The 13,859-nt window shown below is 45.1% G+C and carries 9 protein-coding genes; 6 read left to right on the top strand and 3 right to left on the bottom strand.

The window, feature by feature from the left end; all coding sequences use genetic code 11:
- Window positions 1-50: 50 nt before the first annotated feature.
- Window positions 51-1,991 (top strand): methyl-accepting chemotaxis protein, encoded by a 1,941-nt coding sequence (locus BCU12_RS13895; RefSeq protein WP_102404848.1) that lies wholly within the window; start codon window positions 51-53, stop codon window positions 1,989-1,991.
- 91 nt (window positions 1,992-2,082) lie between these two features.
- Here BCU12_RS13895 and aceA read toward each other — a convergent pair whose 3' ends face one another.
- The 3 genes from aceA to BCU12_RS13880 all read right to left on the bottom strand — a co-directional run bounded on the left by aceA (window position 2,083) and on the right by BCU12_RS13880 (window position 6,766).
- Entirely contained in the window at window positions 2,083-3,396 is a 1,314-nt protein-coding gene (aceA, locus tag BCU12_RS13890; RefSeq protein ID WP_102404847.1) for an isocitrate lyase, read from the bottom strand.
- Between the two features lie 185 nt (window positions 3,397-3,581).
- Window positions 3,582-5,222 carry a malate synthase A gene (gene aceB / locus BCU12_RS13885; protein WP_102404846.1) on the bottom strand — a complete coding sequence of 547 codons (1,641 nt, stop codon included), beginning with the start codon at window positions 5,220-5,222 and terminating at the stop codon, window positions 3,582-3,584.
- Between the two features lie 638 nt (window positions 5,223-5,860).
- Window positions 5,861-6,766 carry a hydrogen peroxide-inducible genes activator gene (locus BCU12_RS13880; RefSeq protein WP_102404845.1) on the bottom strand — a complete coding sequence of 302 codons (906 nt, stop codon included), beginning with the start codon at window positions 6,764-6,766 and terminating at the stop codon, window positions 5,861-5,863.
- Window positions 6,767-6,962: 196 nt separating this feature from the next.
- Here BCU12_RS13880 and BCU12_RS13875 point away from each other — a divergent pair, with 196 nt between their 5' ends.
- From BCU12_RS13875 to glpD, 5 genes are all read left to right on the top strand, one after another.
- On the top strand, window positions 6,963-7,571 hold the full coding sequence (locus BCU12_RS13875; RefSeq protein WP_102404844.1) for a peroxiredoxin C: 609 nt from the start codon (window positions 6,963-6,965) through the stop codon (window positions 7,569-7,571).
- Between the two features lie 486 nt (window positions 7,572-8,057).
- Window positions 8,058-9,089, top strand: coding sequence for a 2,3,4,5-tetrahydropyridine-2,6-dicarboxylate N-succinyltransferase (dapD, locus tag BCU12_RS13865; RefSeq protein WP_102404842.1), 1,032 nt, complete (start codon window positions 8,058-8,060; stop codon window positions 9,087-9,089).
- A gap of 417 nt (window positions 9,090-9,506) precedes the next feature.
- On the top strand, window positions 9,507-11,024 hold the full coding sequence (glpK, locus tag BCU12_RS13860) for a glycerol kinase GlpK (RefSeq protein WP_102404841.1): 1,518 nt from the start codon (window positions 9,507-9,509) through the stop codon (window positions 11,022-11,024).
- Window positions 11,025-11,189: 165 nt separating this feature from the next.
- The gene (locus BCU12_RS13855; protein WP_102404840.1) at window positions 11,190-11,960 is read left to right on the top strand and encodes a DeoR/GlpR family transcriptional regulator; all 771 of its coding nucleotides are present in this window, start codon (window positions 11,190-11,192) and stop codon (window positions 11,958-11,960) included.
- Window positions 11,961-12,204: 244 nt separating this feature from the next.
- Complete coding sequence (gene glpD, locus BCU12_RS13850; protein ID WP_102404839.1) at window positions 12,205-13,749, top strand: glycerol-3-phosphate dehydrogenase; 1,545 nt, start codon at window positions 12,205-12,207, stop codon at window positions 13,747-13,749.
- The last annotated feature ends 110 nt before the right edge of the window (window positions 13,750-13,859 follow it).

Here is a 13,859-nt window from a genome sequence, read left to right as displayed (position 1 = left end):
TAGGTACACTATGGGCCACAATAAAAGAGCCCAAGTAGGAGTTCTTTCTTATGAGTTTGAAAAAATTACTCTCTCTCGGTTTTGGCGTCATTCTCGCCTTGATACTCGTTATTTCTGTCGTCGCTTCCTTACGATTTTATCAATCAAGCGAAGGATTCAATACCTATAGAGCGTTAGCACTGACCAGTGTTTCAACCGGCCGAGTTCAAGCCAATGTTCTAGAAGCAAGGTTGGCTGCATTAAAATACATTAAAAACCCAAACCCATCCTACATTACCGACCTAGAAGCTCGGATTAGCACTTCTATCGAACTCATTGAGGGCGTTTTAAATTCGCATATTGATGATGTCCACAAGAACGAATTCTTAACCATTGAAGATCAACTCACCCAGTACAATCAAGGCTTCCAGAAAGTGGTTCAATTGGTTGAACAACGTAATCGACTTGTCCATGACAAACTCGATCCTGCAGGGCTCAATATGCGTAAAGCAGTGACGAACCTAATGGAACAATCTTCGGTTGAAGAAGATATCGATGTGGCCGTTAAAACGGGTCACCTCCAGCAACATGTGCTGCTATCTCGTTTATACGCCTCGAAATTCCTCACCAGTAATAGTGCTGAAGACGCGCAACGAGCACAGCAAGAGTTCAAAGAATCGGCTGAGTTTGCTGACCAAATAAAGATAAAACTATCCTCTAGCCAACAGAAAACGTACCTTTCAGAGTTCTATGATTCTTTTAATGTCTATCAATCAACGTTTTCGGACGTGGTTTCGACCATCAACGAAAGAAATGGCGTCATTACAGGCACACTCGACGTCATGGGGGCATCCGCCGCCAAAACCATCGAAGAAATCAAACTGTCAACGAAGGATAAGCAAGATATCGTGGGACCAGACATGGTAGACCGCTTTGCTAACGCACAGATCATCTTGATTGTCTTATCCATTGTTGTTGTGGTCATAGCACTGGGTATTGCTGTTGCCATCTACCGCAGCGTGTTGAAAGTTGTCGGTGGCGAGCCGAGTGATATCCAATCGATCGTAGAGGAAGTGGCTTCAGGTGACCTTTCTAAACAAATCACGGTCACAGGTAACGAAACAGGGATCTACGCGAATATTTTGCAAATGCGCCTAGAGCTGCGTCGAATCATCGATGGCTTCCATCAAATCTCAGACAATGTGTCTTCGGCTTCTGTCGAGCTAAGCGCAGTGATGACGGAAACTGAATCGAATGCTCAGCAAGAGCTCAGCCAAATGGAACAAGTGGCAACGGCGATTAATGAACTATCAAGCACCGCCAGTGAAGTGAGCCAAAATGCCGCCAATGCAGAAAGTGCTGCCACAGACGCAACATCCAATGTCGAAGAAGGCGGAAACTCTCTTGATTCTTCTGATGAAATATCTCGCAAGGTCGACAGTTCAATTGAAGAGACGTCGAAAATCGTCAATCAACTGCAAGAGTACTCTGTCGAAATAGGCACGGTCATCGAGGTGATTAACTCCATTTCAGAGCAAACCAACCTACTCGCGCTCAATGCTGCTATCGAAGCCGCCCGAGCCGGGGAACAAGGTCGCGGGTTTGCGGTTGTGGCCGATGAAGTTCGTTCATTGGCTGCAAAAACACAGCAATCCACCATCGACATTCAAGAGATCATCTCTCGACTTCAAGCCCAAGCGAAAGACGCCAATCAATTTATGGAGTCTAACTTGGTACTGGCGGAAGATTCCCGGAAGTACAGCGAACAGCTTCGTAAGGCATTTACCTCGATCACAGCCTCAGTGAGCTTGATCTCTGATATGAATACGCAAGTGGCAACGGCTTCAGAAGAGCAGTCAGGTGTGACACAAGATATCTCACAAAATGTGTCGCAAACTTTTGACATCGTGAACCACAATGTTTCGGCCATTCAAGAAAGTAAAAAAGCCAGTGAAGAACTATCTTCTTTAGCGGTGAAACAAAAAGACCTATTAAGCTTCTTTAAACTGTAAAAACAAAAAAGAGCAGCCTTATCATTAGGCTGCTCAAACAGTGTTGCTTCGTTATTATAATGACGCTTTTGTAGTGGATTCTATTTAAGCGTTACTTAAACTGCTCTTCCTCTGTCGACCCAGTCAATGCCGTTACTGACGAGTTCCCACCCTGAATCGTATTGGTCATGCGGTCAAAGTAACCCGTTCCCACCTCTTGTTGGTGCGCAACGAATGTGTAGCCCTTATCAGCCGCTTCAAATTCTGGACGCTGTACCTTCTCAACGTAGTGGCGCATGCCCTCACCTTGTGCATAAGAGTGCGCAAGTTCAAACATGTTGTACCACATGTTGTGAATGCCCGCTAACGTGATGAATTGGTACTTGTAGCCCATGTCTGACAGCTCTTGTTGGAACTTCGCAATCGTTTCTGAATCTAGGTTTTTCTCCCAGTTAAACGATGGTGAACAGTTATACGCAAGCAGTTGATCTGGGTACTTAGCGTGAATGGCTTCCGCAAATTTACGCGCTTCTTCAAGACATGGCGTCGCTGTTTCACACCAAATTAAGTCCGCATAAGGTGCGTATGCTAAACCACGAGAGATCGCTTGGTTGATACCCGCATCAACCTTATAGAAGCCTTCAGCAGTACGCTCACCTTGAATAAAGTCGCTATCGTAAGGGTCGCAATCCGAAGTTAACAGGTCAGCAGCATTCGCATCCGTACGTGCAATGACAAGGGTAGTAGTACCCGCTACATCCGCAGCAAGACGAGCAGCCGTGAGTTTCTGCACTGCTTCTTGAGTTGGAACCAATACTTTACCGCCCATATGTCCACATTTTTTCACAGAAGCCAGTTGGTCTTCAAAGTGAACACCCGCCGCGCCGGATTCAATCATGTTCTTCATTAACTCATAAGCGTTCAATACGCCACCAAAGCCGGCTTCCGCATCCGCAACGATAGGTAGGAAGTAATCTAGACCACCTTCATCTTGTGGCGTGACACCCGCAGACCATTGAATTTGGTCAGCACGACGGAACGAGTTATTAATGCGTTTTACAACAGAAGGCACAGAATCTACAGGGTACAATGATTGGTCAGGGTACATAGTCGATGCAGTGTTGTTATCCGCCGCTACTTGCCAACCTGATAGGTAAATCGCTTCGATACCCGCTTTCGCTTGCTGTACCGCTTGGCCACCAGTAAGTGCACCCAAACAATTCACGTAACCTTTTTTGGCATCGCCATTGACCAATGACCACAGTTTATCCGCACCACGTTGAGCGAGGGTATTCGCAGGAACAACCGAACCACGAAGATCAACCACCTCTTCTGCAGTGTAGGTACGCTTTACGTTTTTCCAGCGTGGATTAGTTGCCCAGTCTTTTTCTAAAGCTTCGATTTGTTGGCGTCGAGTTAATGTCATGGTATTTCCCTCTTTAGTAGTGCGCTATTTACTTAGCAAGTAAGTGTTTACTCTCTGGTAAACGACATGCGCATTAGTCTTCCATTTCATAGCAGCGTTACTTATGTTTGACGATAAGAGTGCTGCATCTGAAGGTTGATTTCACGTTATTGGTTTTTATAAAAATGGTTTCTATTACTTGGTTATTAGTCCAGATAGTCATAACCCGGTATGGTTAAGAAATCGGTTAATTCGTCACTGGTGGTTAAAGTCGCCATCAATTTCGCGGCTTCTTCAAATCGCCCACTTTGATATCGCTCTTCACCGAGCTCTTGCTTCACAACCTCTATCTCTTCAGTAAGGTATTGTTCAAACAGAGCCTTAGTGACGGTTTCACCGTTATCGAGCGCTTTGCCGTGTTTAATCCATTGCCAGATCGATGCGCGAGAAATTTCTGCGGTTGCGGCATCTTCCATCATTCCGTAAATCGGTACACAGCCATTACCTGAGATCCATGCTTCAATGTATTGAAGGGCAACGCGGATGTTGTGGCGCATTCCTTGTTCTGTTCGTTCGCCAGAACACGGCTCTAATAGCTCTTTCGCGGTAATCGGTGCATCATCACTGCGAGAAATATCAAGCTGGTTACTGCGCTCACCAAAGGTCGCATCGAACACTTCAAGTGCGGTGTCAGCAAGGCCCGGATGCGCAACCCAAGTACCATCATGTCCATTATTCGCTTCAAGCGACTTATCGTGCTTAATCTTATCGAGTACTTGTTGGTTCGCGACCGGATCTTTTGCTGGGATGAAGGCGGCCATACCTCCCATAGCAAACGCTCCTCGCTGATGACACGTGCGTACTAACAATCTTGAGTAAGCGTTAAGGCATGATTTCTCCATGGTCACGACTTGTCTGTCAGGCAAGATACGGTCTGGATAATTTCTTAGTGTTTTGATGTAACTGAAGATGTAATCCCAACGACCACAATTTAGGCCAACAATGTGCTCTTTCATCGCGAATAAAATCTCATTCATCTCAAACACAGCAGGCAATGTTTCAATCAGCACAGTCGCTTTAATCGTGCCCGTGTCTAAACCGAAGTACTCTTCAGTGAAGTGGAAAACATCACTCCACCATTTCGCTTCATGGTGTGATTGAAGCTTAGGAATGTAAAAGTACGGGCCACTGCCTTTCGCGAGTAGTGCTTTGTAGTTATTGAAGAAATACAAAGCGAAGTCGAACAAAGCGCCTGGAATTTGCTCTTGGCTATAGGTCACGTGCTTCTCTTTCAAGTGAAGGCCACGAACACGACAAATAAGCACTGCTGGGTCATCGGTCAATTGGTAGTGTTTATTGTTACTTGGATTGGTGTAGCTGATCGTCCCGTTGACGGCATCTCGCAGGTTTACTTGACCATCCAACACCTTTCCCCAAGCGGGTGACATGGAGTCTTCAAAGTCAGCCATGAATACCTTCACATTGGCATTTAAGGCATTGATCACCATTTTACGGTCAGTTGGGCCCGTAATCTCAACACGACGATCTTGCAAGTCTGTTGGAATACCTAATATCTTCCAGCTGCCTCCTCGGATGTCTTGTGACTCCTCAAGAAAGTCAGGAAGCTCGCCTTGATCAATTTGTTGCTGACGCTGTTGGCGAGCATCGAGCAAGCTATCGACTCTAGTGGCGAACTTCCCACACAACTGAGATAAAAAGGTTTGGGCTTCAACAGGGAATATGGCTTGGTGCTCAGGCGATACTTCACCGACCACATCAAGCTGGCCTTCTAAGGTTCCAGTGGCAGTGTTCTGTTTTTGTTTTTTTTCTGAAACTGAAGCAAACATAATTCTCTTCCTTTGAACTCTTTATACTGATGCACGTTACACAATGGAAAGTTATCTTTTGTAACTATAGAACCACAAAATAACATCTTTAACACCTTGTGGTTTTGCTCATTTATTGTGCTGACCTGTCTATACCTTCACCTAGTCAGAACTGTTTTACAAGACTCTAAAAACTAGACATAAGTCTTACATTCCCTTTCAAAGCCTGCATTTAACTTACACCAAACAATCATAGAGCAACAGCTCTAAAGTTAACAAAAAGTTAAATTCAAAGTTTTATCCCGTTTGAAACAAGTGATTGATTTTCACCCGTTATATGTAAGTTATTACGTAATTAAATTACATGAATTTCACAGGCGATTTCCAATTCAAACAAGCGTATGAAAAATCAATTAACTGGCATAAGCCTTGTTCTATAAGCCTATAGGCGGAGAAGTAATGAAGAGTTAAACAACTGCGTGGCGGCAGTATGTAAAATTTACATTGTGAAGTTTTACAATGTTATGAAAGGTTCAGAAATTAAAAGCTGTAAAATTTTACAAGTTAAAGTTAACCAATAGTATAAAATGCTAGAAAGCATGCCATATTTAGCATGCTTTTTATTGTTAACTGGTGATTATAGCGACTACGACCAAGCTCTATAATAGGTCAGAGACGACATCCGCTAATTGTTCAAATGTTGACGTTCTAGAGGTACTTGGTCGCCAAACAAGGCCAATATTGCGATATGCCTGCTTACCTGGCGGATCAATAACAACCAAATTCTGGTTTTCAAGCAAACCATGCTCAATCGCCATTTGCGGAATAAAGGTGGTACCCAATCCATTTGCCACCATTTGAACCAACGTATGTAGGCTCGTTGCGCTAAATGGATTGATCTTTTCTTTATCCGTCAACTTACACGCTGAAACGGCATGCTCAGTCAGGCAGTGCTCTTTCTCTAATAGGAATACAGATTCATTAGGCAGGTCGTCGTACTTGATTGGAACACGAATCGCGTCTGCTTGATTTCGACTGATCACCATTCTAAAAGGGTCTTTCCCGACCACTTTACTGTGCATGCCGTCTATATCGACGGGTAATGCAAGAATAAGGACATCCAACTCTCCGTGTCGAAGTGCGGCTAAAAGGTTGGTGGTTGTGTCTTCCCTGAGGAGTAGGTTGAGATGTGGGAAACTGCGATTGGCCTCTTGGACTAAGTCACACAATAAGAATGGGGCAATCGTTGGAATACACCCTACCTTTAATTGCCCCTGCATTTTGTCCCCATTGCATAAATGGCCAAGTTCAACGAGATCTTGCCCTTTCGCTAATAACTCACGACCGTGATTGACGACTAGCTCACCCGCTTGAGTAAAGACTAATGGGCTTTTCTTATCTTTCTTTTCGTATAAAGGACAACCGATCAACTCTTCAAGATTCTGAATACCTTTACTTAATGTCGATTGGCTGACAAAGCACTTTTCCGCTGCCTCACTAAAATGACGCGTTTCATGCAAGGTAACTAGGTAATGTAACTGCTTTAAGCTGGGCCATTTGTTCATAATGTAATCACAGTGTAATCAATAGTTATTAGGTTAGTATTGAGAATACAAATCGGTTTTTATTCATCGCTTTTTTCGATGAACTCAATCTATTTAATTCGCTTTTTTCTATAGTAACTTTTGTACTATAGTTTGTCCCGTAGAAACGAAAGCCCAAACAAAGATGTTTGGACATCAACTTTTTAGGAGATTCAAAATGGTACTAGTAGGACGTCAAGCCCCTGACTTTACAGCTGCAGCAGTTCTAGGTAATGGTGAGATCGTAGATAACTTCAACTTTGCTGAGTTTACTAAAGGTAAAAAAGCAGTTGTATTCTTCTACCCACTAGACTTCACATTCGTTTGTCCTTCAGAGCTTATCGCTTTTGATAACCGTCTTGCTGATTTCCAAGCAAAAGGCGTTGAAGTAATCGGTGTTTCTATCGATTCTCAATTCTCTCACAATGCATGGCGTAACACTGCTATCGAAGATGGCGGTATCGGTCAAGTTAAATACCCTCTAGTTGCTGACGTTAAGCACGAAATCTGTAAAGCATACGATGTTGAGCACCCAGAAGCAGGCGTTGCTTTCCGTGGTTCTTTCCTAATCGATACAGACGGTCTTGTACGTCACCAAGTAGTTAACGATCTTCCACTAGGTCGTAACATCGACGAAATGCTACGCATGGTTGATGCACTAAACTTCCACGAGAAAAACGGTGAAGTTTGTCCTGCACAATGGGAAGAAGGTAAAGCTGGTATGGACGCATCACCAACAGGTGTAGCAGCGTTCCTATCTGAGCACGCTGAAGACCTAAGCAAGTAATTCGCTAGGTACCTTAATTGTCTATCTGTAGCTTGCTATAGAAAGCAGAGTTAAGGAAAACACCCGCGCTCAAACGGGTGAATGGTTGGACTCTCTATAAAGAGAACATATAAAGCTAAAGCTATAGCGCAAAGCGCACGCCAATCAGTTATAAGTAAAGTCTTAATCAAAACCCGAAGCATTGCTTCGGGTTTTCTTTTATCTGACTATTTCAAATCCAGCGGTTTACGTTTGGCAACGTTTATGAAAAGAGACGATGTATTATGACTGCGTACTTTTCGAAAAAATCGATCACTGTGCTCACAGCAGTTTTTTCTCTTCGAAGAAAACTATCTCTAAAAAGACAAGCAATATCATTTTACGGACTTTCTCTACTTACGCCCTTTCATAAAGAGTGCGCTCTCTTTATGATGTTCCCAACGCAAATATTTACCCTGTGATAGCAGTGAGCTGTCCAGTAGACCAATTCAAACATGGAGATTTAACATGGCTTACTTTTCACTAGCCTTTGGTACGGCAACCACTAACCGCGACAATAAAATTATTGAAGCTTTCTTCCCTAACCCGCTTCTAAATCCAAGCGATGCGTTAGTCGCTTCTGTTGCAAAGGTTGCAGGTTACACTGAAGGCAACCAAGCGATTGAAATCTCACCAAAACAAAGCGCTGAATTGGCAACGGCATTTGCCGCAAGCGGTGATATCGAGAATGCTTCTTTTGCAGAAAAAGCGGCCTCTTCTGAGCAACCACTTGTATTGGTTGTTCTTGCAACAGACGAGAAGCCACAATCTGTAGCGGAAGGCTTCTTAAAACTGCAGCTTATTTCTAACCGCCTAGTTCAGCCACACGGCACAGTACTAGACGGCATTTTTGGTCTACTGCACAACATCGCATGGACAAACGAAGGTCCAATCGATCTTCCTGAGCTTGCTGATCGTCAAATCGAAGCACGCCTAGCGGGCCGTTCACTTAGCGTAGATTGCGTCGATAAATTCCCTAAAATGGTCGACTACGTGGTCCCAGCTGGTATTCGTATTGCAGACACTTCTCGCGTTCGTCTTGGTGCTCACGTGGGTGAAGGCACAACGGTTATGCACGAAGGTTTCATCAACTTCAATGCCGGTACTACTGGTGTAAGCATGGTTGAAGGTCGTATCTCTGCAGGTGTTGTTGTCGGTAATGGTTCAGACATCGGTGGCGGCGCTTCTATCATGGGTACTCTGTCTGGTGGCGGTACTATGGTTATCTCTATCGGCGAAAACTGCCTACTTGGCGCAAACGCAGGTCTTGGCTTCCCAATGGGCGACCGTTGTACGGTTGAGTCTGGTCTTTACGTAACGGCGGGCACAAAAGTTCGCATGTTAGATAAAGAAGGCAACGAAGTGGAAATCATTAAAGCTCGCGACCTTGCGGGTGTCTCTGACTTATTGTTCCGTCGCAACTCAGTGACAGGTCAAATTGAATGCCTAGCGAACAAGTCTGCGGTTGAGCTTAACTCTGAGCTTCACAGCAACAACTAGACATTGCTCTATTGATTGAAAGCAGCCAATCTTGGCTGCTTTTTCGATCTTACAATGCCGCTGCTCTTCACTTAATGTTACGTTCTCCTTTCGCACACTCGTCTCCCTCCCTCTTCTGCATTAAAAATTAACATTTACGAACACAAATCAAACAAAAAGATCGCACAATACAAACAAAAATACGTTCCAACACTCATTTTTAATGTTCGTTTGTTTTCGTTTTAATGCAAACATGCACAATATGGACTCGATGATTGTGTCTGTCTGGCAAAAGGCATCGCTGCCGGTTTTTCGCCGTCATATCAGCTCATGCTTACTTAGCCAAAACATAAAACATCAAGCAATACACGGTACGAGTGATCATCGCCATAGAACATCGACTAAAATATCTATAACAGAAAAACAAGGACACCCTACATGACTGAGCAGAAGTACATTGTTGCGTTAGACCAAGGGACAACGAGCTCTCGCGCGGTCATTCTCGATCATGACGCTAATATAGTGAGCGTCTCACAACGAGAGTTTACGCAAATCTACCCTAAAGCAGGATGGGTTGAGCACGATCCACTTGAAATCTGGGCAACGCAAAGTTCAACCTTGGTCGAAGTGTTGGGTAAGTCGAGCATTCGAAGTGATCAAATAGCGGCTATCGGCATCACCAATCAACGCGAAACGACCATCGTATGGAACAAAGAGACGGGCAAACCCGTCTACAATGCGATTGTGTGGCAGTGTCGACGCACCGCTCACATTTGTGAGGAACTCAAAGAGCGTGGCTTAGAAAAATACATTCAAGACACGACAGGTCTCATTCTCGACCCTTACTTCTCAGGCACTAAGATCAAATGGATTCTCGATAACGTAGAGGGCGCGCGCGAAGACGCTGAAGCTGGCAAGCTATTATTCGGAACGGTTGATAGTTGGCTGGTCTGGAAGATGACTCAAGGTCGTGTTCATGTAACAGATTATACCAATGCTTCTCGCACAATGCTGTATAACATCAATGACTTGAAATGGGATGAGCGGCTACTAGAAGAAATGGGGGTGCCCCTTTCTATGATGCCGGATGTTCGTCGTTCGTCTGAAATCTATGGCGAAACCAACATTGGTGGTAAAGGTGGCACACGTATTCCAATCTCAGGCATTGCAGGCGATCAACAAGCAGCGCTCTATGGGCAAATGTGTGTTGAAGCAGGGCAAGCCAAAAACACCTACGGTACTGGCTGCTTCTTGTTAATGAATACTGGTGAAGAAAAAGTAAGCTCACAAAATGGTTTGCTCACCACCCTGGCCGTTGGACCAAATGGCGGCCCCGCTTATGCTCTAGAAGGTGCCGTGTTTATGGGGGGCGCTTCAATTCAATGGTTGCGTGACGAAATGAAGCTTCTGGCCGACGCAAAAGATTCGGAATATTTTGCAACCAAAGTCGACTCCTCCAATGGCGTGTATGTCGTTCCTGCTTTTACAGGACTGGGGGCTCCCTATTGGGATGCCTATGCTCGAGGCACGATTGTTGGCCTAACCCGAGGCGTCAATTCCAACCATATTATTCGAGCCACATTAGAGAGCGTCGCGTACCAAACACGCGATGTCCTGGATGCCATGCAAGCCGATTCAGGCATCAAACTGTCGGCACTCAAAGTGGATGGGGGCGCCGTTGCCAACAATTTCTTAATGCAGTTCCAATCCGATGTGCTTGATACCGAGGTGCATCGCCCTGAAGTGACTGAAGTCACCGCGTTAGGCGCCGCCTATCTTGCAGGCCTAGCTGTTGGGTATTGGGGCAGCGTTGAAGAGCTCAAGAACAAGGCCGTACTGGATAAAAACTTTACGCCTCATCATGATGAAGAAAAGCGGAACCGACGTTACAAGGGCTGGAAACGCGCCATAAAATGTGCGCAGACATGGGCAGAATTGCGCGATTCCGAAGATTAATTACATTCACTCATAAAAAGAGCGCTTTCACGCGCTCTTTTTGAGTGTCAATCCAAATAAAACCTCCTCTCCTCTTCAAAGTTTCTCCTCGCTAGCGCACAATAACGTTAAGTGAATTCTCAAAGGCCTTTTCACATGGTCTAGGTTCGAGGAAAGGAACCTTTAATGAAACAGATACCAAGACATCAGCAAATCATTGAGCTGGTCAAAAAGCAGGGCTATGTCAGTACCGAAGAGCTGGTTGAGCGCTTTGAAGTCAGCCCTCAAACAATCCGACGCGATCTCAACGAACTGGCGAACGACAATAAAATTCGACGTTATCACGGTGGAGCAACCATTCCACTGAGTTCAGAAAACACCTCTTACAACACTCGTAAAAGCATGAACTTCAATGAAAAAGATGTGATTGCGGAAGAGTTGGTTAAACACATTCCAGATGGCGCCACACTGTTTATTGATATAGGTACCACCCCTGAAGCCATTGCTCGAGCGCTCAATAAAAACCATAAACAACTCAGAGTCGTGACCAATAACATCAATGTCGCCACGATATTACTGCCAAACCCTGAGTTTAACGTCATCCTCGCAGGCGGCGAAGTTCGCAACCGAGATGGTGGAATTGTGGGTGAAGCGACACTCGATTTTGTGAAACAGTTTCGTCTAGACTTCGGTATTTTGGGCGTAAGCGGTATTGATTACGATGGTTCATTGCTGGATTTCGATTACCACGAAGTGCGTGTAAAGCAGGCCATTATCGAGAATAGCCGCAGTGTCTACCTAGCGGTTGACCACAGTAAGTTTGGCCGTAATGCCATGGTTAAACTGGGGAATGTGTCCCAGCTACAGATGCTCGTGACCGATCAAGAGCCGCCAAAAGAGATCTCTAAAATACTCAATGAGCACAGTATCCCACTTGAGATAACTCAGCACTGTTAGCAGGCACTATTAGCCAGCATTATTAACAAGAGCCGCTAACAGAGCAACGCACAAAATCTGCAAGCAACGATACGGGTGTTTATCCATGATATCGCATCCACCTCTAGTCATCGGCTAGAGGTTTTTTTATGCCCGTTCAAACAAAAACGCGCATTTTCGAAAATATTTAGTGATTACATACGAAAGCTAGGTTACGATTGTTTTATGTTCACAAATGCTCGTTCGCTCACTAGAGGCATATTACATGAGTACTCAACAATCTACATCGCCAATTCTTGACGTTATCGTTATTGGTGGCGGCATCAATGGCGCAGGTATCGCAGCGGATGCTGCTGGTCGCGGACTTTCTGTTGGCCTTTATGAAGCAAACGATTTTGCCTCAGCAACGTCATCCGCAAGCTCTAAACTGATTCATGGAGGCTTGCGCTACCTAGAGCACTATGAGTTTCGTTTGGTTTCAGAAGCGCTCGCCGAGAGAGAAGTTCTTCTCAAGAAAGCACCACATATTGCCCAACCTATGCGTTTCCGTTTGCCTCATCGACCTTTTTTGCGCCCAGCTTGGATGATCCGTTGCGGGCTGTTTCTGTACGACAATCTCGGTAAACGAACCACGCTACCCGCGAGCCAATCCGTTGATCTTGCTAAATCTGGGCTGTTTAATTCAGACATTAAAAAGGGCTTTGAATACTCAGATTGCTGGGTTGATGATGCTCGCCTTGTTTTACTCAATGTCATGGCAGCTCAAGAGAACAACGCAGAGATCCGCAACTATTGCCGTGTTGAAAAAGCCCATCGATCTGGTGGGATATGGCATGTCACGGTTCATGATCTTGCATCGGGTCAACGCTTTGAACGTAAAGCTAAGGCACTCGTCAATGCTGCGGGACCGTGGGTAAAACAGTTCTTTGATGATGGGCTAGAACAAGCGTCACCGCGTAATATTCGATTGATCAAAGGCTCTCATATTGTCGTCCCACGTATTCACGATGAACCAAAGGCCTACATTCTTCAGAACAAAGACCATCGAATCGTCTTTATGATCCCGTATCTCGATAAGTTCTCGATCATCGGCACAACCGATGTGGAATACAAAGGCGATCCTCGAAAAGTCGAAATATCGGAAGAGGAAGTCGACTACTTGATTGATGTGGTTAATCAGCACTTCGTGACCCAACTAGACAGAGACGATGTTGTTTGGACATACAGTGGCGTACGACCGCTGTGTGATGACGAGTCAGATTCACCTCAAGCCATCACTCGTGATTATACGCTTGAGCTGGATTCGGAAAACAATCAGGCGCCATTGCTTTCTATTTTTGGTGGCAAGCTAACCACGTACCGAAAACTGGCAGAGTCGGCCATGGACAAGCTTCACCCCTTCCTCAATGAAATGGGCACTAAATGGACAGCGACACACGCCTTACCAGGTGGGAACTTCAGTTGCAGTCGTGAACAATTGGCCAGCACCATGCACGCAAGCCACCCTTATATTCCAGAGGCGCTATTGCTTCGTTATGTGACTCAGTTTGGCACCTACACCTGGCAACTGCTTGATGGTGTTAGCACTCTTTCCGATCTCGGTACTTGCTTCTCTGAACAAGCTCACGGGGTGTATCAGCGTGAAATCGATTATATGCTCGAACATGAGTTTGCCCATCGCTTAGAAGATGTGCTTTGGCGCCGAACGAAGCTAGGGCTTTACCTAGATGACGAACAAGCTAATGCCATCGAGAGCTACGTAATAGATCAAGTAAAGCAGAATATCGTTCACTTACCTCAAGTCAGCTAATATAGGCGTCCCTCTGTTTTCTAAATGAAAGCAGGGGGTCCGTTTAATTTAAAGTTAGGGAGCATTCTCACCATTCATCTAGATGACTGAGCTCAATGCCTCATCACGGT

Source organism: Vibrio sp. 10N.261.55.A7 (assembly GCF_002877365.1).
GTDB lineage: Bacteria > Pseudomonadota > Gammaproteobacteria > Enterobacterales > Vibrionaceae > Vibrio.
The sequence above is the reverse complement of the archived record's forward strand: the minus strand, read 5'-3'. Positions and strand labels throughout refer to the sequence as shown.

Excerpts from the sequence above, each read along its gene's own strand:
- BCU12_RS13895 (WP_102404848.1), top strand. The coding sequence starts at position 51 with ATGAGTTTGAAAAAATTACTCTCTCTCGGTTTTGGCGTCATTCTCGCC.
- aceA (WP_102404847.1), bottom strand. The coding sequence starts at position 3,396 with ATGACATTAACTCGACGCCAACAAATCGAAGCTTTAGAAAAAGACTGG.
- aceB (WP_102404846.1), bottom strand. The coding sequence starts at position 5,222 with ATGTTTGCTTCAGTTTCAGAAAAAAAACAAAAACAGAACACTGCCACT.
- BCU12_RS13880 (WP_102404845.1), bottom strand. The coding sequence starts at position 6,766 with ATGAACAAATGGCCCAGCTTAAAGCAGTTACATTACCTAGTTACCTTG.
- BCU12_RS13875 (WP_102404844.1), top strand. The coding sequence starts at position 6,963 with ATGGTACTAGTAGGACGTCAAGCCCCTGACTTTACAGCTGCAGCAGTT.
- dapD (WP_102404842.1), top strand. The coding sequence starts at position 8,058 with ATGGCTTACTTTTCACTAGCCTTTGGTACGGCAACCACTAACCGCGAC.
- glpK (WP_102404841.1), top strand. The coding sequence starts at position 9,507 with ATGACTGAGCAGAAGTACATTGTTGCGTTAGACCAAGGGACAACGAGC.
- BCU12_RS13855 (WP_102404840.1), top strand. The coding sequence starts at position 11,190 with ATGAAACAGATACCAAGACATCAGCAAATCATTGAGCTGGTCAAAAAG.
- glpD (WP_102404839.1), top strand. The coding sequence starts at position 12,205 with ATGAGTACTCAACAATCTACATCGCCAATTCTTGACGTTATCGTTATT.